Here is an 18,700-nt window from a genome sequence, read left to right as displayed (position 1 = left end):
GGGGGGGGGGGGGGGGGGGGGGGGGGGGGGGGGGGGGGGGGGGGGGGGGGGGGGGGGGGGGGGGGGGGGGGGGGGGGGGGGGGGGGGGGGGGGGGCGGGGGGGGGGGGGGGGGGGGGGGGGGGGGGGGGGGGGGGGGAGGCCGGCCCCCTCTGGGGGGGGTGGGGGCCCCCCCCCCGAGGGTCCCCCCCCCCAGCGCCGTACACGCACATGCCCGGGCGGCTTTCCTGTCGTAACGTCCGGATATGACCAACCCGTCCCCGCCGCGCAAGGCCCCCGAGCCGCCCTGGCGCACCGAGGGCACACCCGACGAGCCCCCCAAGCCGCCACCCGGCGGCAGGAGGATGCGCGGCGGCTGGTGGAACCTGGCTTTGGCCGCGCTGATCGTCTTCCTCATCGCCAACCTCGTGCTCTCCTTCTTCAACGAGGGCGACGAGCCGACCATCTCCTACACGGAGTTCAGCAAACAGGTCGAGGCGGGCAACGTCAGCAAGATCTACGCCAAGGGCGACGCGATCCAGGGCCAGCTGAAGAAGGCCCGGGACAACCCCGAGGGCGACGGGACGTACACCAAGTTCACGACCGAGCGGCCGACCTTCGCGGACGACCAGCTCTGGAACGACCTGACCGAGCAGAACGTCACCGTCACGGCCGAGCCGGTCGTCCAGCAGCGCAGCCTCCTGGTCAACGTGCTGATCTCGCTGGCCCCGATGCTGCTCCTGGTGGTGCTGTGGGTCTTCATCGCGCGGCGTATGAGGGGTGCGCTGGGTGGTGGCGCGGGCGGGATGCTGGGGCGCAAGGCGCCGCCCAAGCCGGTCGAGCTGGAGGCCGGTGAGCCGCGCACCACGTTCGCGGACGTGGCCGGGATCGACGAGGTGGAGGGCGAGCTCAGCGACGTCGTCGACTTCCTCAAGAACCCCGACGCGTATCGCCGTATGGGCGCCAAGATGCCCCGGGGCGTCCTCCTGTCCGGCCCGCCCGGCACCGGAAAGACGCTTCTCGCGCGCGCGGTCGCCGGCGAGGCGGGCGTGCCGTTCTTCTCGGCGTCCGCGTCCGAGTTCATCGAGATGATCGTGGGCGTCGGCGCCTCCCGGGTGCGGGAGCTGTTCGCCGAGGCCCGGAAGGTGGCGCCGTCGATCATCTTCATCGACGAGATCGACACCATCGGCCGGGCTCGCGGCGGCGGCTCCGGCATGGGCGGCCACGACGAGCGCGAGCAGACCCTGAACCAGATCCTCACCGAGATGGACGGCTTCTCGGGCGCCGAGGGCGTGATCGTCATCGCCGCCACCAACCGCGCCGACATCCTGGACCCGGCCCTGACCCGTCCCGGCCGCTTCGACCGGGTGGTCAACGTATCGCCGCCGGACCGGGGCGGCCGGAAGGCGATCCTGGAGATCCACACCCGCGAGATCCCGCTCGCCCCGGACGTCGACCTCGCCCAGGTCGCCCGTACGACCCCGGGCATGACCGGCGCCGAACTCGCCAACCTCGCCAACGAGGCCGCGCTGCTCGCGGTCAAGCGGAAGCAGGACCGGGTGACGCAGGCGAACCTCTCCGAGGCCATGGAGAAGGTCCAGCTGGGGGCCGAACGCCCACTGGTGATGCCCGAGGAGGAGCGCCGACGCACCGCCTACCACGAGAGCGGGCACGCCCTGTTGGGCATGCTCCAGCCGGGCGCCGACCCGGTCCGCAAGATCACCATCGTGCCGCGCGGGCGGGCGCTGGGGGTGACGCTGTCGACGCCGGACGCGGACAAGTACGCGTACACGGAGGAGTACCTGCGCGGTCGGATCATCGGCGCGCTGGGTGGCATGGCGGCCGAGCAGGTGGTGTACGACGTGATCACCACCGGATCGGAGAGCGACCTCGAACAGGTCACCCGGATCGCGCGCGGCATGGTCGGCCGCTGGGGCATGAGCGAACAGGTCGGCAGGCTGTCCGCCCTCCCCGGCGACGCCCAGCAGGCCTACGGGCTGGCCGCCGCCCCGGGTACCCTCGACGCCATCGACGGCGAGATGCGGCGGGTCGTCGACGAGTGCTACGCGGAAGCCGTCCGCAAGCTGACCGACCACCGGGGGCAGCTCGACGCGCTGGCCGAGGCGCTGCTGGCGAACGAGACGCTGGAGGAGGCGGACGCGTACCGGATCGCCGGGATCACGCGGCTGACTAAGGACGGCCCGCAGGCGTGAGGCCCGCGCACCGCCGCTGCGGGGGCCTCCACCTCCGCATGGACGTTCTACTTCTGCGGGAACTTCCAGACGTAGGGCTCGCCGTCCTCCTCCGACCAGTGCACCTCGACGCTGGTGGCGTTCGCGGGGATCACGTACGTCTCGCAGAAGACGTGGCTCTCACCCTGCTTCCAGCTCTCGACGTCGTAGGGGTCCTCGCAACCCGGGGCGTCGTCGGAGGCGCCGATGAGGACGCCGCCGCGCTGCCCGTCGGCGAAGATCGTGGTGCCGTCGTGCACGTCGGAACCCTCGGTGAGGGCCGGTCCGCTCTTGTGCGTGTACTTGACGTGCGCGACGGCCAGCACCTTGCCCTTGGCGTCCGCGGCGTCCGCCACCGCCTTCGCGGCCTCCGCCTCGGTACCGACCTCTACCTTCTGCGCCACGACCTCGTAGGTGACCTCGCCGGGGTCCTCCGCGACCTTCCCCGTCGCGCTCTCGCCCGTCGCCAGCTCGCCGCCCGAGGCCGCCTTGGAGGGAGAGGCCGGGGCCTCGGGGCTCGCCGTGCTCTTCGCGTCGGTGTCGGCGTCGTCGCCGCCCCCGCACGCGGTGAGGGCCAGGGCGAGGGCGGCGACGGGTGCGGCGACGCGCAGCGCGGTCTTGTGGTGCGGCACTACAGGCTCCTGTATGCAGATGTGTCTGTTCCCCCGAACGGTGGATCAGATTAGAGGTCCAAGATCCACCAGGAGAAACCGCAGAAGTCCTGATCCGGCTTCTTCACAGCATTCACACCTGCATCGGAAGAAGTCCCTCAGGCTCCGCACACATCCGGTCGGAACCGGTCGGAACCGGTTGTCAGGGGACCCGGGCGATCAAATACCGGAAGACGTTCGGCATCCACACGGTCCCGTCCGGACGCTGGTGCGGATGCAGGGCCTCAGACAGCTCCTTGTCGACCTGTTCCTGGTCGGTCGCGGCGATCGCCGCGTCGAACAGCCCGGTCGACAACAGCCCGCGTACCGCGCTGCCCGCGTCGGCGTATCCGAAGGGGCACGCCACCCGCCCCGAGCCGTCCGGACTGAGCCCGGCCCGCTGGGCGACCTCTTCCAGGTCGTCGCGCAGGGCGGGACGCCAGCTGCCCGCGCCGCGCAACGGGTCCGCGAGTTTGGTGGCCACCCGCAGCACCGACGTCGTGGCGCACCGCTCCGGTGGACCCCACCCGGCCAGCACCACGGCCGCCCCGCGCCCGGCGAGCGGCGTTGCCTGGGCGAGCAGCTCACCCAGCCCCTCCGAGTCGCCCGCGAGGCACCCGATGGGGTCGAAGGCGGTCACCAGGGTGAACGCCGGCGCCGACGGATCCTCCGCGTCCCGTGGCGTGCCCTCGACGATCCGTGCCGCGTCCGGCCGTGCCGTTTCCGCCCGTGCCGCGTCCGCACGCGCGCGCGTGCCTCGCGAACCGGGCGCGTCGAGCGTCTCGGGAAGCAGGCGCTGCCGCGCCAGGGCGAGTCGTTCCGGTGAGCGGGAGTCGACCCCGGTCACCGCGGCGCCGCGCGAGGCGGCCATCAGCAGGGCCAGCCCGGAACCGCAGCCCAGCCCCAGCATCCTTGTGCCGCCGCCCACGTCCAGTCGCTCGAAGACGGCCTCGTAGAGCGGTACGAGCATCCGCTCCTGTATCTCGGACCAGTCACGCGCGCGTGCACGCAGGTCCACACGAGGCGTCGCCCCCGCGTGAGATGAGTGCTGCCGCACGAGCGTAGGTGTCATAGGAAAGCGCCCCAATCGACGAGTGTTGCCGCTGTGCCCGGTTCCATGGCCCCCGTGCAGTGCGCTCGCACTTCCCCCGTATGCCAGGAAACTCCGGGCTCGCCGTGGCGTCCAGTGGTAGCGGCGGCCGGTTTGCCCGGCACCGGCCCAAGTGGCGAGATTTCACTTCCCGGCAACGTGGGCCTGGCCGCGCGGTACTCCCGGTAGCCCCGTCCCGCCCGCTGCGACGGATGGCCGGATCGTGACGCTCGGCGATGACAGCGGGTGGCGGTGGTTCCGGCGAGGCGGTTCCGGCCAAGGTCGACGGGCCCCGCGACCGCCCGCGGTGACGGGAACCGGCAGGGCGCGGGGCGGTGCCGCACACCGACGGCACACCCGGTAACGTCGCACCCATCGATGAGCGCATCGACGAGCGCATCGACGAGCGCGTCGATGGGCCGATCGGGTGGCACCCTTCCGGCCCGACAGCGACCGAAACGCCCCTTGCGCACCCGCGAGCCCCACGCACCCCGGCGCGTGGACGGGGCCTACGCGCCGGCGCGTACGTCGGACTACGCACCAGCTTGGTATGAGCTGTGAGGCTTCTCCGCAGATCAGCGCACCCGCCCTCGTCGGGACGCATCAGCGGCAACTGACGGGTACGTGCAAATTATTTGGGATGCCCCGGAATAGGAACACAGCGGCACTCCGGCTCGTTGTCATTACGTGAGCACGACACCACCTGTTCTCGCCGCAGAGCTGGCGCAGGCGTGGGCCGACATTCAGCGGCACCACACCGAGCTGCCCGATCTTGCCGCGCCCGAGTCCCTGATCGGAGAGTCGTCGTCCGCGTGCGGGCACGAACTCTCCTTCGAACGACTGCTCCATGAGGCAGTCCACGGCATCGCCGCCGCGCGAGGAGTACGCGACACCTCCCGCGCGGGGCGCTACCACAACCGCCGATTCCTGGCGATCGCCGAGGAGCTGGGCCTCGACCATGCCGAGGAGCCGCATCCGAGCAGCGGCTTCTCGCTGGTCACGCTCACCCCCGAGGCGAAGCGCCGCTATCGACCGACGATCGAACGCCTCCAGCGCGCGCTGAAGGCGCACACCGCCGCGACGGCGACCGACACGGCCCGCAGCTTCCGCGGTCCGGCCGCCCGCCACGGCTCCTCCGGTGGAGGGGTGCGCGTGAAGGCGGTCTGCGACTGCGGACGCAACGTCCGGGTCGTCCCGTCGGTCCTGGCCCAGGCCCCGATCATGTGCGGCGGCTGCGGCAAGCCGTTCCGGATCCCGGAGGTGGTCGGCGCGGCGGCGAGCTGACGGTCCGGCTGCTCGTGGCAGCCGGACCCGGGCCTCTGCCCTCGGTCTACCCTCGGTCCGCCCTCGGTCCGAAGGGTCCGCCCGCGTGTGGCACAATGGCTAGCTGTACTCGACAGTCGCACAGGACCCCTCTCTCCTCCGGCTGACGCGTCCATCGGGCACTCGGGTACCGCAACCCCACGCGGCTCTCTCGCCGTGCCCAATCACGTCAAAACCAGGAGAACCCACTCCAGTGGCAGTCAAGATCAAGCTGAAGCGTCTGGGCAAGATCCGTTCGCCTCACTACCGCATCGTCGTCGCCGACTCCCGTACCCGCCGTGACGGCCGGGCCATCGAGGAGATCGGCAAGTACCACCCGACGTACAACCCGTCGGTGATGGAGGTCGACGCCGAGCGTGTCGCGTACTGGCTCCGTGTCGGCGCCCAGCCGACCGAGCCCGTGCTCGCCATCCTGAAGAAGACCGGCGACTGGCAGAAGTTCAAGGGCGAGCCCGCCCCGGCGCCGCTGCTGCAGCCGGCCGAGAAGTCGGCCCGTCCGTCCTTCGAGGCGATCGGTGGCGACGACGAGGGCAAGGGTGAGGCGATCACCCAGAAGAAGAAGGCCGACAAGAAGGACGAGGCTGCCGCCGAGTCCACGTCGACCGAGGCCTGAGCATGCTCGAGGAGGCTCTCGAGCACCTCGTGAAGGGCATCGTCGACAACCCTGACGATGTGCAGGTCGCCTCGCGCAACCTGCGTCGCGGGAGTGTGCTCGAGGTCCGGGTCCACCCCGACGACCTCGGCAAGGTGATCGGTCGCAACGGCCGCACCGCACGCGCCCTGCGGACCGTCGTGGGCGCCATCGGCGGCCGCGGTGTCCGCGTCGACCTCGTCGACGTGGATCACGTCCGCTGACGCCAAACGCAGCACCGGCTCGGGCCGGGGAGGGCCACTGGGCCGTCCCCGGCCCGTAGTCGTATGAGCCGTGACCGGCTCGTCGCAGTTCCGACAGGAGATCAAGCACAGTGCAGCTGGTAGTCGCGCGCATCGGCCGCGCCCACGGAATCAAGGGCGAGGTCACCGTCGAGGTCCGCACCGACGAGCCGGAGCTGCGGCTCGGCCCCGGTGCCGTACTGGCCACCGACCCCGCCTCCGCCGGACCGCTCACCATCGAGACCGGCCGGGTCCACAGCGGCCGCCTCCTGCTGCGCTTCGCCGGCGTCCACGACCGCACCGGAGCCGAGGCGCTGCGCAACACCCTCCTGATCGCCGACGTCGACCCGGACGAACGGCCCGAGGACGAGGACGAGTACTACGACCACCAGCTGATCGACCTCGACGTGGTGACCAAGGACGGCGACGAGGTCGGCCGGATCACCGAGATCTCCCACCTGCCCACGCAGGACCTGTTCGTGGTGGAGCGCCCCGACGGCAGCGAGGTCTACGTGCCGTTCGTCTCCGAGATCGTCACCGAGATCGACCTGGACGAGCAGCGCGCGGTCATCGACCCGCCGCCCGGCCTGATCGACGACCGCGCGGCCCGCGACGAAGTCGCTGATGGACACAGCGCTTCCGCGCGGGACACCGCCGCGGAGGACGCCGCCGGGGAAGAGGCGTAATGCGGCTCGACGTCGTCACGATCTTCCCCGAGTACCTGGAACCGCTGAACGTCTCCCTCGTAGGCAAGGCACGCGCGCGTGGACAGCTGAACGTCCACGTGCACGACCTGCGCTCCTGGACCTACGACCGGCACAACACCGTCGACGACACGCCGTACGGCGGCGGCCCCGGCATGGTGATGAAGACCGAGCCGTGGGGCGACGCCCTGGACACCGTCCTGGCCGACGGCTACGAGACGGGCTCCGGCGAGCCCGCCCTGATCGTGCCCACGCCGAGCGGCCGGCCCTTCACCCAGGAACTCGCCGTCCACCTCTCCGAGCGGCCCTGGCTGATCTTCACGCCCGCCCGCTACGAGGGCATCGACCGCCGCGTCATCGACGAGTACGCGACCCGGATGCCCGTGTACGAGGTGTCCATCGGCGACTACGTCCTCGCCGGCGGCGAGGCTGCCGTACTCGTCGTCACCGAGGCCGTGGCGCGGCTGCTGCCCGGCGTCCTGGGCAACGCCGAGTCCCACCGCGACGACTCTTTCGCCCCCGGGGCCATGGCGAGCCTGCTGGAGGGCCCCGTCCACACCAAGCCGCCGCAGTGGCGCGGCCGCGGCATCCCGGACGTGCTGCTCAGCGGCCACCACGGGAAGATCGCCCGCTGGCGCCGCGACGAGGCACTGCGGCGCACGACGGCCAACCGGCCCGACCTGGTCGAGCGGTGCGACCCCGAGGCCTTCGACAAGAAGGACCGCGAGATGCTCTCCATCCTGGGCTGGGAACCCGACCCGGACGGGGAGCCGTACGGTCGATTTTGGCGCAGGACGCCGGGCATGGAAGAATAGGGCGCTGTTGTGCGTCCGTCCGGAGCGCGCCCCTGCCACAGGGGGACACGACGCCCGTCCCGACCCGCACGGCCCTGATTCCGAAACACCTAGTTTCCGCTGATGACCTGTGGCATCAGCGAGGAAAGCAGACGAAATGTCTCACCTGCTCGACACCGTCGACTCCGCGTCGCTGCGCAGCGACGTCCCGGCCTTCCGTCCCGGCGACACCGTCAACGTCCACGTCCGCGTCATCGAGGGCAACCGCTCCCGTGTGCAGCAGTTCAAGGGCGTAGTCATCCGTCGCCAGGGCGCCGGCGTGCGCGAGACCTTCACGGTCCGCAAGGTCTCCTTCTCCGTCGGCGTCGAGCGCACCTTCCCGGTGCACACCCCGATCGTGGAGAAGATCGAGCTCGTCACCCGCGGTGACGTGCGTCGCGCCAAGCTGTACTACCTGCGCGAGCTGCGCGGCAAGGCGGCGAAGATCAAGGAGAAGCGCGAGAGCTGAGCGCCCTCCGAGGTCCACACCGGGGCCGGATAACATCTGGCCCCGATGGACACCGAAGCACAGCCCACGGAGCGCGACCGCTCCTCCCGCCCTTCCGACTCCGAGCAGCCCTCGGATCCGGAGGGCCCGGAGGAACGGTCGCGTTCCGCGTTCGCGGGGCGGATCACGGACTGGGTGCCGGGCGGCCGGATCACCGTGACCTTCCTGACTCTGCTGCTGTTCCTGCTGCTCATCAGCACCTTCGTGCTGCAGCCGTTCCAGATCCCCAGCGGATCCATGGAGCGCGGATTGAGGATCGGTGACCGGGTTCTCGTAAATAAGTTGGCGTACCGTTTCGGTGACCGGCCGCAGCGGGGCGACATCGTCGTCTTCGACGGCACCGGGCGCTTCGGGCACGGCGACTACATCAAACGCGTTGTCGGTGTGGGCGGGGACCACGTGGTGTGCTGCGACAGGGAGGGGAGGGTCCAGGTGAACGGCCAGTCGGTCGACGAGTCGGCGTTCCTGTACCCCGGTGACAGCCCGTCCACGGTGCGCTTCGACGTCGTCGTCCCCGACGGCGCCCTGTTCGTCCTCGGCGACCACCGGGCCGACTCCAGTGACTCCCGCGACCACCTGGGCTCGCCGGGCGGCGGCATGATCCCGGTGGACGAGGTGATCGGCCGCGCCGACTGGATCGTCTGGCCCTTCGACCACGCCACCCACCTCGACCGCCCGGACGCCTACGCGCGCGTGCCGGACGCGGAGGCGGGCGTACCGGCCGGTGCGTCACGTCGGTCGGAGGGCGCCGATGGGTAGCCGGGGCAAACCGCGCGGGGCGCCCAGCAGCCCCGCGGAGAACCTGCTGCCCACCGGCTCGCGGCGCACCTCCGCGCCGTCCGGCGGCCGGTCCCGCGCCGAGCGGCGCAAGCTGCAGCGCAAGGTCAAACGCCGTCGCAGGCGCAGCGCGGTCAAGGAGATACCGCTTCTGGTCGGCGTCGCCGTCCTGATAGCGCTGGTGCTGAAGACCTTCCTCGTCCAGGCGTTCGTGATCCCGTCGGGCTCCATGGAGCAGACGATCCAGATCGGTGACCGGGTCCTGGTGGACAAGCTCACTCCCTGGTTCGGCTCCGAGCCGCAGCGCGGGGACGTCGTCGTCTTCCGCGACCCGGGCGGCTGGCTCCAGGGCGAGCAGACCACCAAGAAGGACGACCCCGTCGTCATCAAGCAGGTCAAGGAGGGCCTCGCCTTCATCGGCCTGCTGCCGTCCGACGACGAGAAGGACCTCATCAAGCGGGTCGTCGGCGTGGGCGGGGACCGCGTCAAGTGCTGCGACACCCGGGGACGGGTCACCGTCAACGGCGTCCCCCTGAACGAGAACTACCTCTATCCCGGAGACTCCCCGTCCAAGGCGCCGTTCGACGTCACGGTCCCCGAGGGACGGCTGTGGGTGATGGGCGACCACCGGTCCAACTCCGCCGACTCCCGCGCCCACCAGGAGACCGACTTCGGTACCGTCTCCGAGGACGAGGTGGTGGGGCGGGCCATGGTGATCGCCTGGCCGTTCGCTCACTGGACCACCTTGGACGAACCGAAAACGTATGCGTCCGTGTCCGACTCGGCCTCCGGTTCGACCGCCGCTCCCCGGCTGTCGCATAGGGTTGCCCCCTACGATCCAGACACGATGATTCAACTCCCGACCCCTGCGGAACTCCCGCTCGTTATGGGAGTGGTGGGCCTGCACCGTGTACGGCGCGGGCGGCGGCAGATAGTGAGGAGTTGGCGTGGGGGATGTGGCGGTTGGCGCACGGTCCGGACACGACGGCGAGGAGAACCGCGGACGCCCCGTGGAGACAGCCGGCCCGGTCACGGACGGCGCCCCGGCCTCCGGGCACGACTCCGGGACCGAGGACGGCAGGGTGACGGACGAACACAGCGGGACCCAGGACGAGGGAGTGGGCGGGACGCCCCCGGCGACACCCTCCGCGGCCAAGAAGCAGCGCTCCTTCTGGAAGGAACTGCCGATCCTGATCGGCATCGCGCTGGTGCTCGCGCTGCTGATCAAGACGTTCCTGGTCCAGGCGTTCTCGATCCCGTCCGCCTCGATGCAGAACACGCTCACGATCAATGACCGCGTCCTGGTCGACAAGCTCACCCCCTGGTTCGGCTCGGAGCCCGAGCGCGGCGAGATCGTCGTCTTCCACGACCCGGACGACTGGCTCGCGGGCGAGCCGACGCCCGACCCGAACGCGCTGCAGACGGTCCTCAGCTGGATCGGCCTGATGCCGTCCGCGGACGAGAAAGACCTGATCAAGCGCGTCATCGGGGTCGGCGGCGACACGGTCGAGTGCAAGGAGACCGGTCCGCTCAAGGTCAACGGCAAGGCGCTGAACGAGCCGTACGTCTACCCCGGCAACACGCCGTGCAGCGTCGACGACCAGGGCGGTCAGTTCAAGGTCAAGGTTCCCGAGGGCTCCATCTGGGTCATGGGTGACCACCGGCAGAACTCCCGGGACTCCCGCTACAACCAGTCGGACAGTCACGGCGGCATGGTCCCGGTCAAGGAGGTCGTCGGCCGCGCCATCGTGATCGCCTGGCCGATGAACCGCTGGGACACCCTGCCGGTCCCGGACACCTTCGACCAGGACGGTCTGCAGGCCCAGTCGTCGGCCGCCGCCGCGCTGTCGGTCGCGCCCCAGGGCCTGGCCCTCGCCGGAGTCGTCCCGGTCGTCTGGTGGCGCCGCAGGCGCATGGCCCCCGCCGAGACCCACTGAGACGCCCGCGTTGGGGCGCCCGCGCTGAGATTCCCGCGTTGGGGCGCCCGCGCTGAGATTCCCGCGATGGGGCGCCCGCGCTGAGATGCCCGTGTTGAGCGCCCTCACTGAGACGCCCGGCCACGCGCCGTGCGTTCGTCGCCGGGCGGTTCCTCCAGCCCCTCCCGGGCCCCGGGAGGGGCTGCCCCGTTCGGGTACCGCCGGGTAAGGTGCGGATCCATGGGTGGCGAGAGCACGACACGTACGGTCCCGCGCGGTGGCGGCACGAACAAGGGCCCGGTGGGCAGCCGGACCGGGCAGCGGCTGTCCGGGCTCGCCGTGGCGCTGGGCCTGGTGCTGTTCCTCGGCGGCTTCGTCTGGGGAGCGGTGGTCTACCGCCCCTATACCGTGCCGACCAGCTCGATGACGCCGACGATCGACGCCGGTGACCGGGTGCTGGCGCAGCGCATCGACGGCACCGACGTCCGCCGCGGCGATGTCGTCGTCTTCAAGGACACGACCTGGGCCAACGCCCCGATGGTCAAGCGCGTGGTCGCGGTCGGCGGGGACACCGTCTCCTGCTGCCAGGAGGGCAAGCTCAAGGTCAACGGCAAGGTCGTCGACGAGCCGTACCTGCCCGCCGGTACGCCGGCCGAGATCAGCAACTTCCCGACCGTGACCGTCCCCGAGGGCCGCCTGTTCCTGCTCGGCGACGAGCGGGACAACTCCGTGGACTCCACCGCCCACCTCACCGACGCCGCCGGCGGCACCGTGTCGCGCGGTGCCGTGGACGCCCGCGTCGACGCCGTGGTCTGGCCCATGAACGGCATGCTGGAGCGGCCGACCGGCTTCGAGGAGCTGGGCGGCCTCTCCTCGCCGGGACCGCTGCGTACGGTCGTCGCGCTGGTGATCGCCGGAGCCGTGCTGATCCTCGCCGGCGCCGCCTACGGCCCCTTTGCCAAGCGGGCCGCCGCCTCCCGCACCCGGACCGGAACGGGGCCCACCGGTGTCCGCTGAGGCGACCCGGGCCGGGCAGGACTCCTACGAGGGCGGGCTGCGCAGAGTGGCCCGGGTGGTGCTGCTCGACCCCGAGGACCGCATCCTGCTGCTGCACGGGCATGAACCGGACGATCCGGCCGACGACTGGTGGTTCACCCCGGGCGGCGGCGTGGAGGGCGACGAGACCCGTGAGGAGGCCGCTCGGCGGGAACTCGTCGAGGAGACCGGCATCACCGACATCGAGCTCGGCCCGGTGCTGTGGCGGCGCAGGTGCTCCTTCCCCTTCGCGGGCCGCCGCTGGGACCAGGACGAGTGGTACTACCTGGCCCGTACGACCCAGACCGCGACCGAGGCCGTGGGGCTGACCGAACTGGAGCGGCGCAGCGTCGCCGGAGCGCGCTGGTGGACGTGTCGGGAACTGACCCGGGCACATGAGACGGTGTATCCGACCAGACTCGCCGAGCTGCTGCGCAAGCTGCTCGACGAAGGTCCCCCCGCCGGGCCGGTGACCCTGGACACCGAAATCGTCTAGGGGCGCACGGGACGGGCGCACAATGGTGGGACCGCACGGCTGAAGGGGAACATGCCATGAGCGCCGAGGACCTCGAGAAGTACGAGACCGAGATGGAGCTCAAGCTCTACCGGGAGTACCGCGATGTCGTCGGTCTGTTCAAATACGTGATCGAGACCGAGCGGCGCTTCTACCTCACCAATGACTACGAGATGCAGGTGCACTCGGTTCAGGGTGAGGTGTTCTTCGAGGTGTCCATGGCCGATGCCTGGGTGTGGGACATGTACAGGCCGGCCCGGTTCGTGAAGCAGGTGCGGGTGTTGACGTTCAAGGACGTGAACATCGAGGAGCTGAACAAGAGCGACCTGGAGCTTCCCAGCGGCTGAGTCCCGACGAGAGATCGATGGGTGTCACTCGTGTGGGTGACAAGGTTGTCCACAGCCGCCTGACCGTCCACCAAGATCCAAAAGCTCGCTGAGCTGGCCTCATCGTTGGCGCCGGAGGTGGTGCCGACATGAACGCACGAGGTGCGCTGGGCAAGTACGGCGAGACACTCGCCGCCCGCAGGCTGACCGGGGCCGGCATGACGGTCCTGGAGCGCAACTGGCGCTGCGGCAGGACCGGCGAGATCGACATCGTGGCCCGGGACGGGGACGTCCTGGTGATCTGCGAGGTCAAGACGCGCAGGGGCGGCTCCTTCGAGCATCCCATGGCCGCGGTGACGCCCGAGAAGGCGGAGCGGCTGCGGCGGCTCGCCGAGCGCTGGATCCAGACCCACGGAGGGGCTCCGCCCGGCGGAGTCCGCATCGACCTGATCGGTGTCCTCCTCCCGCGGCGCGGCGCCCCCGCGGTCGAGCACGCGCGGGGGGTGGCGTGATGGGGTTCGCGCGTACGTGCTCCGTGGCGCTCGTCGGCGTCGAGGGCGTGGTGGTCGAGGTCCAGGCCGACCTCGAACCAGGCGTGGCGGCGTTCACGCTGGTCGGACTGCCGGACAAGAGCCTGACCGAGAGCCGGGACCGGGTACGGGCCGCAGTGGTCAACTCGGGCGCCGAATGGCCGCAGAAGAAGCTGACGGTGGGCCTCAGCCCCGCGTCGGTGCCGAAAAGCGGCAGCGGATTCGACCTCGCCGTCGCAGCCGCGGTCCTCGGCGCCGCCGAGCGCATCGATCCCCGCGTGCTCGCCGACATCCTGATGATCGGGGAGCTGGGACTGGACGGACGGGTGCGGCCCGTGCGGGGCATCCTGCCGGCGGTCCTGGCCGCGGCGGAGGCCGGCTACGAACAGGTGGTCGTCCCGGAGTGCGCCGCCGCCGAGGCATCCCTGGTGCCCGGGGTGTCGGTGCTCGGCGTGCGCAGCCTGCGCCAGCTGATCGCCGTCCTCGCCGACGAGCCCGTGCCGGAGGAGGAACCGGACCAGCAGGGCCGGCCCGACCCACTCCTCGCAGGCCTGCGCATGCCCGGCACGGGAGCCGCCACCGGCATGCACGGCATGGGGACGGCACAGCACGACCACGGTCACGACCTCGCCGACGTCGTGGGCCAGGATTCGGCGCGCACGGCGGTGGAGGTCGCCGCGGCCGGTGGTCATCACCTGTTCCTGGAGGGGCCGCCCGGCGCCGGAAAGACCATGCTCGCCGAGCGCCTGCCCACCGTCCTGCCCCGGCTCTGCCGGGCGGAGTCGCTGGAGGTCACCGCGGTGCACTCGGTGGCGGGTCTGCTGCCGCCCGGCAAACCCCTGATCGACGTGGCCCCCTACTGCGCGCCGCACCACTCCGCCACGATGCAGGCCCTCGTCGGGGGAGGCCCCGGCATCGGGCGGCCCGGAGCCGTCTCGCTGGCACATCGTGGCGTCCTGTTTCTGGACGAGACCCCGGAGTTCAGCAGCCACGCGCTCGACGCCCTGCGCCAGCCGCTGGAGGCCGGGCACGTCGTCATCGCGCGCAGCGCGGGCGTGGTGCGGTTCCCGGCACGGTTCCTGATGGTGCTCGCGGCCAATCCCTGCCCGTGCGGACGGTTCTCGCAGAAGGAGGACCTCTGCGAGTGCTCGCCCTCGGCGATCCGCCGCTACCAGGCCAGGCTGTCCGGCCCGCTGCTCGACCGGGTCGACCTCCGGGTCGAGGTGGAGCGGATCACGCGAAGCCAACTGGCGGGGGTCGGCCCCCGAGGCGACACGACCGCGACGGTCGCCGACCGGGTGCGAGCAGCACGGGACCGGGCGGCCGCGCGTCTCACGGGCACCCCGTGGCGGTCCAACAGCGAGGTGCCCGGACGGGAGCTCCGCAGCCGCTGGTACGCGGCGCCCGGTGCGCTGGAGGACGCGGAGCGCAGCCTGGAACGGGGTGTGCTCACCGCCCGCGGCCTCGACCGGGTCCTGCGCGTCGCCTGGACCGTCGCGGACCTCGTCGGCCACGACCGACCCGACGCGAGGGACGTCGCCCTGGCGCTGCAACTGCGCACGGGGGTGCCGAGGGGCGTTCCCATGGCCCTTGGAGCACTGGCGTGACCGGGGATGGAGCGGTGACCGGGGATGGAGCGGTGGTCGGGGACACGATGGCCAGCGACGGCGCGAGGGTCGGGGATGGCGCGAGGGCCAAGGGCGGCGCGAGGGCCAGGGACGGCGCGAGGGTCGGGGATGGCGCGGGGGCCAAGGGCGGCGCGAGGGCCAGGGACGGCGCCCTAACCGGGGACGGCGAGTGGGTCAAGGACGGCGCCGTAACCGGGGACAGCGCCGTCGCCAAGGGCGGTGATCCGGCTGCGGGCGATGCCGTCACCAGGGACGACCTGGCCGGCGGCGGCGACGGGGCCGGCGGCGACGAGGCGTCGGGTGGTGTACAGGCGGACGACGAGCTCCTCGGCCGGGTCTTTCTCACCCGGGTCATCGAGCCGGGTGACGAGACCGGTGGACGGTGGGTGCGGGAGCGTGGCGTCGCGGACGTGGTGCGGCGGCTGCGTGCGGGCGGGCGTGCCCTGCCGGGGGTGAGCGGGAAAAGGTGGGCCGGGCTGTGTGCCAGGGCGGGCCGGGCCGAGCCGCACCGGGACCTCGCCGTCGCCAGGGCGGCGGGGGTGCGGTTCGTGGCCCCCGGTGCGGCCGAGTGGCCGCGGCAGCTGGACGACCTCGGGGACGCGAGGCCCCTTGGGCTGTGGGTGCGCGGCAGGCCCAGTCTGCGCATGTGGGCGCTGAGGTCGGTGGCCGTCGTCGGCGCCCGCGCCTGCACCGAGTACGGCGCACACATGGCGGCCACCCTCGCCGCCGGGCTCGCCGAACGCGGCTGGGTCGTGGTGTCCGGCGGCGCCTACGGGGTCGACGGCGCCGCCCACCGTGGCGCCCTGGGCGCGGGCGGCGCCACCGCCGCCGTCCTCGCCTGCGGCGTCGACCGCCCTTACCCGCCAGGACACACGGGGCTGATCACCAGGATCGCGGAACAGGGACTGGTCGTCGGGGAGCTGCCACCGGGTGATCACCCGACGCCCAGCAGGTTCATCCTGCGCAACCGCGTGATCGCCGCGCTCACCCGGGGCACAGTGGTCGTCGAGGCCGCCTACCGCAGCGGCTCGCTGGTCACGGCCCGGGCGGCCCAGCGCCTCGGCCGGCACACGATGGGCGTGCCGGGGCCGGCCACCAGCGCGCTGTCGGCGGGGGTGCACGAGCTGCTGCGCGGCGACGCGGTGCTCGTCAGCGACGCCGCCGAGGTCGTGGAACTGGTCGGCGACATGGGCGAGCTGCCCCCGGACCGGCGCGGGCCGGTTCTCCCCACCGACCTGTTGGAACCCCGCACCCGCCAGGTGCTGGCCGGGCTCCCCGCACGTGGAGCGGCGGGGGCGGACGAGGTGGCGCGACGCGCACAGACCACGCGCGACGACGCGATCGCGAGACTGTACGAGCTTCGAGCGCTTGGTTACGTCGAACGACACGGCGACGGCTGGAAGTTGACACGCCAGGCGATGATCTCGGTCCGTGGTGGCCGCAGCCCGTGTTGACCCAGCGTGTTCGGCCGTCCGGGGGAACCCCGACGCCCTTGGGAATTCTGGCAGTTGGGGTATTCGAGTGATCACGCAGAGCGATCATCGTCCCCCCTGTAGAGCGTTCAGCGGAACGTATCTGCGTACGGGCCCACCCCGCTCTTCGCACACCGCGACAGTCCAGTCACGCTACGCTCACGAGGACCCCCACGCAGACAGCAGACCGGCGGCCTCACCCAGGCACACCTACATCACGGCAGAACGGCACAAGGCGACGAATGCCCCAGCACACCTCCGGGTCCGACCGGGCGGCGATCCCCCCAGCCGCCCGCGACGGTGGCAGCGTGCGACCGCCCGCCCCCTCGACGCTCGACGAGCTGTGGCGGTCGTACAAGGCGACGGGGGACGAGCGGCTGCGGGAACAGCTGATCCTGCACTACTCGCCCCTTGTGAAATACGTGGCGGGCCGGGTGAGCGTGGGACTGCCGCCCAACGTCGAGCAGGCCGACTTCGTCTCCTCGGGGGTGTTCGGACTGATCGACGCGATCGAGAAGTTCGACGTCGACCGGGAGATCAAGTTCGAGACCTACGCGATCACCCGGATCCGGGGCGCGATGATCGACGAGCTGCGGGCGCTGGACTGGATCCCGCGGTCGGTCCGGCAGAAGGCGCGGAACGTGGAGCGCGCGTACACGACGCTGGAGGCGCGGCTGCGCCGCACCCCGTCGGAGAGCGAGGTGGCCGTCGAGATGGGGATCGCGGTGGAGGACCTCCACGCGGTCTTCAGTCAGTTGTCGCTGGCCAACGTGGTGGCGCTGGAGGAGCTGCTGCACGCCGGAGGCGAGGGCGGGGACCGGCTCAGCCTCATGGACACGCTGGAGGACACCGCCGCCGACAATCCGGTGGAGGTCGCCGAGGACCGGGAACTGCGGCGTTTCCTGGCGCGGGCGATCAACACGCTGCCGGAGCGGGAGAAGACCGTCGTCACCCTGTACTACTACGAGGGGCTCACGCTCGCCGAGATCGGGAACGTGTTGGGCGTGACGGAGAGCCGGGTCAGCCAGATCCACACCAAGTCGGTGTTGCAACTGCGCGCCAAGCTGGCCGGCTTTGGCCGCTGAGCTGGCCTTACGGCATGCGATCGACTCCTTCGGTGACCCTGTCGGCCGTCGTGCGGTCGGGTGAGTGACTCCCGTACCGGGTGGTGCGTCCGTAAAGTGGTGACGTGCCAAGGATTCGAGCGGCCTCCGTGGCCGAGCACCGGTCGATGCAGCGTGCCTCCCTGCTGGACGCGGCACGCTCCCTGCTGTCCGACGGCGGAACGGAGGCGCTGACCTTCCCCGCCCTCGCCGAACGGACGGGTCTGGCCCGGTCGTCCGTCTACGAGTACTTCCGGTCGCGGGCGGCGGTCGTCGAGGAGCTGTGCGCCGTCGACTTCCCGGTCTGGGCCGCGGAGGTCGAGGCGGCGATGGAACGCGAGGCCGCCCCCGAGGCCAAGGTCGAGGCGTACGTGCGCAAGCAGCTCGACCTCGTCGGGGACCGGCGGCACCGCGCCGTCGTGGCCATCTCCGCGAGCGAGCTCGACGCCGGCGCGCGGGAGAAGATCCGGGCGGCGCACGGCGGGCTGATCGCGATGATCGTCGAGGCGCTGGGGGAGATGGGGCACGAACAGCCGCGGCTGGCGGCGATGCTGCTCCAGGGAGTCGTGGACGCGGCCGTGCGGCGGATCGAGCTGGGGGCGGCGGAGGAGCCGGCGGCTATCACGGAGGCGGCGGTTTCCATGGCGTTGCGGGGCGTGCGGGGCTGATCGCCGAGGCGGTCGAGAACCTCGGCGGCTCACACCGGCGCGCCTCAGGACGCGGTCTTTCGACGCGGTCTCTCAGCCACGGGGCGGGTTTGCGGCCCGGCGTTGTGGGATGCGTCCGCGTCCGCTCGTGTCGCGCGGCCCGGCGCTACGGGACGCCGACCGCGCCCGTCCCTGCCGCGCTGCTGGCGCTACCGCCCGTGGCCTGCGGAAGCGGGACTCCCAGCACCGGTAGCAGCCTCGACGGGCCCCCGTCGAGCAGCCACGGCGGGAGCAGGGACAGCGGGTCGAGGTAGACGTCGCCCCGCAGCAGGCCCCAGTGCAGGCAGGCCGCGCAGTGGGAGCCCGTCGGCCGCACCGTGCCGAGCACCTCGCCCGCCGCGATCTCGTCGCCCTTCTTCACCGAGACCTCGACCGGCTCGTACGTCGTCCGCAGAGGTGGATCACCCGTCCCCGTGAGTTCCAGCGAGACGACGCCCCTGCCCGCCACCTGCCCCGCGAACGACACCCTTCCCGCCGCCACCGCCCGTACCGGCGTCCCGGCC

At 71.7% G+C, this 18,700-nt stretch carries 20 protein-coding genes and 1 pseudogene; 18 read left to right on the top strand and 3 right to left on the bottom strand.

The window, feature by feature from the left end; all coding sequences use genetic code 11:
* Positions 1 to 243 precede the first annotated feature (243 nt).
* Positions 244 to 2,190, top strand: coding sequence for an ATP-dependent zinc metalloprotease FtsH (ftsH, locus tag ACFCZF_RS35875; RefSeq protein WP_376675196.1), 1,947 nt, complete (start codon positions 244 to 246; stop codon positions 2,188 to 2,190).
* A 47-nt stretch (positions 2,191 to 2,237) separates the two neighbouring features.
* Here ftsH and ACFCZF_RS35870 read toward each other — a convergent pair whose 3' ends face one another.
* Both ACFCZF_RS35870 and ACFCZF_RS35865 read right to left on the bottom strand, forming a co-directional pair.
* Positions 2,238 to 2,840: a hypothetical protein gene (locus ACFCZF_RS35870; protein ID WP_375915265.1), complete on the bottom strand. Its 603-nt coding sequence runs from the start codon at positions 2,838 to 2,840 to the stop codon at positions 2,238 to 2,240.
* 181 nt (positions 2,841 to 3,021) lie between these two features.
* Positions 3,022 to 3,930, bottom strand: a complete 909-nt coding sequence (locus ACFCZF_RS35865; RefSeq protein ID WP_376675195.1) for a class I SAM-dependent methyltransferase — start codon at positions 3,928 to 3,930, stop codon at positions 3,022 to 3,024.
* Positions 3,931 to 4,635: 705 nt separating this feature from the next.
* Between ACFCZF_RS35865 and ACFCZF_RS35860 the strand changes: the two genes are divergently transcribed.
* From ACFCZF_RS35860 to ACFCZF_RS35780, 17 genes and pseudogenes are all read left to right on the top strand, one after another.
* Positions 4,636 to 5,232 carry a hypothetical protein gene (locus ACFCZF_RS35860; RefSeq protein ID WP_376675194.1) on the top strand — a complete coding sequence of 199 codons (597 nt, stop codon included), beginning with the start codon at positions 4,636 to 4,638 and terminating at the stop codon, positions 5,230 to 5,232.
* Between the two features lie 232 nt (positions 5,233 to 5,464).
* Positions 5,465 to 5,884, top strand: coding sequence for a 30S ribosomal protein S16 (rpsP, locus tag ACFCZF_RS35855; protein ID WP_121749394.1), 420 nt, complete (start codon positions 5,465 to 5,467; stop codon positions 5,882 to 5,884).
* A 2-nt stretch (positions 5,885 to 5,886) separates the two neighbouring features.
* Positions 5,887 to 6,126: an RNA-binding protein gene (locus ACFCZF_RS35850; protein WP_039656474.1), complete on the top strand. Its 240-nt coding sequence runs from the start codon at positions 5,887 to 5,889 to the stop codon at positions 6,124 to 6,126.
* A 110-nt stretch (positions 6,127 to 6,236) separates the two neighbouring features.
* The gene (gene rimM, locus ACFCZF_RS35845; RefSeq protein WP_376675193.1) at positions 6,237 to 6,830 is read left to right on the top strand and encodes a ribosome maturation factor RimM; all 594 of its coding nucleotides are present in this window, start codon (positions 6,237 to 6,239) and stop codon (positions 6,828 to 6,830) included.
* Positions 6,830 to 7,663, top strand: a complete 834-nt coding sequence (trmD, locus tag ACFCZF_RS35840; protein ID WP_376675192.1) for a tRNA (guanosine(37)-N1)-methyltransferase TrmD — start codon at positions 6,830 to 6,832, stop codon at positions 7,661 to 7,663. The genes rimM and trmD overlap by 1 nt, the downstream gene beginning before the upstream one ends.
* A gap of 136 nt (positions 7,664 to 7,799) precedes the next feature.
* Positions 7,800 to 8,150 (top strand): 50S ribosomal protein L19, encoded by a 351-nt coding sequence (gene rplS, locus ACFCZF_RS35835; RefSeq protein WP_234847506.1) that lies wholly within the window; start codon positions 7,800 to 7,802, stop codon positions 8,148 to 8,150.
* Between the two features lie 45 nt (positions 8,151 to 8,195).
* Complete coding sequence (lepB, locus tag ACFCZF_RS35830) at positions 8,196 to 8,948, top strand: signal peptidase I (RefSeq protein WP_376675191.1); 753 nt, start codon at positions 8,196 to 8,198, stop codon at positions 8,946 to 8,948.
* A pseudogene (gene lepB / locus ACFCZF_RS35825) lies at positions 8,941 to 10,023 on the top strand (signal peptidase I); the annotation flags it as partial. The gene lepB (ACFCZF_RS35830) and the pseudogene lepB (ACFCZF_RS35825), both read left to right, overlap by 8 nt.
* Positions 9,914 to 10,903: a signal peptidase I gene (lepB, locus tag ACFCZF_RS35820; RefSeq protein ID WP_376675190.1), complete on the top strand. Its 990-nt coding sequence runs from the start codon at positions 9,914 to 9,916 to the stop codon at positions 10,901 to 10,903. The pseudogene lepB (ACFCZF_RS35825) and the gene lepB (ACFCZF_RS35820), both read left to right, overlap by 110 nt.
* A 219-nt stretch (positions 10,904 to 11,122) precedes the next feature.
* Positions 11,123 to 11,899: a signal peptidase I gene (lepB, locus tag ACFCZF_RS35815; RefSeq protein ID WP_376675189.1), complete on the top strand. Its 777-nt coding sequence runs from the start codon at positions 11,123 to 11,125 to the stop codon at positions 11,897 to 11,899.
* Positions 11,889 to 12,413: an NUDIX hydrolase gene (locus tag ACFCZF_RS35810; protein ID WP_337305294.1), complete on the top strand. Its 525-nt coding sequence runs from the start codon at positions 11,889 to 11,891 to the stop codon at positions 12,411 to 12,413. The genes lepB (ACFCZF_RS35815) and ACFCZF_RS35810 overlap by 11 nt, the downstream gene beginning before the upstream one ends.
* Positions 12,414 to 12,469: 56 nt before the next feature.
* On the top strand, positions 12,470 to 12,778 hold the full coding sequence (locus ACFCZF_RS35805) for a DUF2469 domain-containing protein (protein WP_003993268.1): 309 nt from the start codon (positions 12,470 to 12,472) through the stop codon (positions 12,776 to 12,778).
* Positions 12,779 to 12,906: 128 nt separating this feature from the next.
* Complete coding sequence (locus tag ACFCZF_RS35800; RefSeq protein ID WP_376675188.1) at positions 12,907 to 13,269, top strand: YraN family protein; 363 nt, start codon at positions 12,907 to 12,909, stop codon at positions 13,267 to 13,269.
* A complete protein-coding gene (locus ACFCZF_RS35795; protein WP_375915239.1) occupies positions 13,269 to 14,894 on the top strand; it encodes a YifB family Mg chelatase-like AAA ATPase in 1,626 nt (541 codons plus the stop codon). The genes ACFCZF_RS35800 and ACFCZF_RS35795 overlap by 1 nt, the downstream gene beginning before the upstream one ends.
* A gap of 278 nt (positions 14,895 to 15,172) precedes the next feature.
* The gene (gene dprA / locus ACFCZF_RS35790; protein WP_376675198.1) at positions 15,173 to 16,369 is read left to right on the top strand and encodes a DNA-processing protein DprA; all 1,197 of its coding nucleotides are present in this window, start codon (positions 15,173 to 15,175) and stop codon (positions 16,367 to 16,369) included.
* Between the two features lie 260 nt (positions 16,370 to 16,629).
* Positions 16,630 to 17,472, top strand: a complete 843-nt coding sequence (gene whiG / locus ACFCZF_RS35785; RefSeq protein WP_376675187.1) for an RNA polymerase sigma factor WhiG — start codon at positions 16,630 to 16,632, stop codon at positions 17,470 to 17,472.
* A gap of 128 nt (positions 17,473 to 17,600) precedes the next feature.
* Positions 17,601 to 18,158, top strand: coding sequence for a TetR/AcrR family transcriptional regulator (locus ACFCZF_RS35780; RefSeq protein WP_375915285.1), 558 nt, complete (start codon positions 17,601 to 17,603; stop codon positions 18,156 to 18,158).
* Positions 18,159 to 18,303: 145 nt separating this feature from the next.
* Here the strand turns inward: ACFCZF_RS35780 and ACFCZF_RS35775 are convergent.
* On the bottom strand, positions 18,304 to 18,700 hold a 397-nt coding region (locus ACFCZF_RS35775), incomplete at its 5' end, for a peptidoglycan DD-metalloendopeptidase family protein (RefSeq protein ID WP_376675186.1).

Source organism: Streptomyces sp. NPDC056296, assembly GCF_042268605.1.
Classification (GTDB): Bacteria; Actinomycetota; Actinomycetes; order Streptomycetales; family Streptomycetaceae; genus Streptomyces.
Note: the sequence above shows the minus strand (reverse complement) of the source record. Positions and strands in the feature narration are given on the sequence as shown.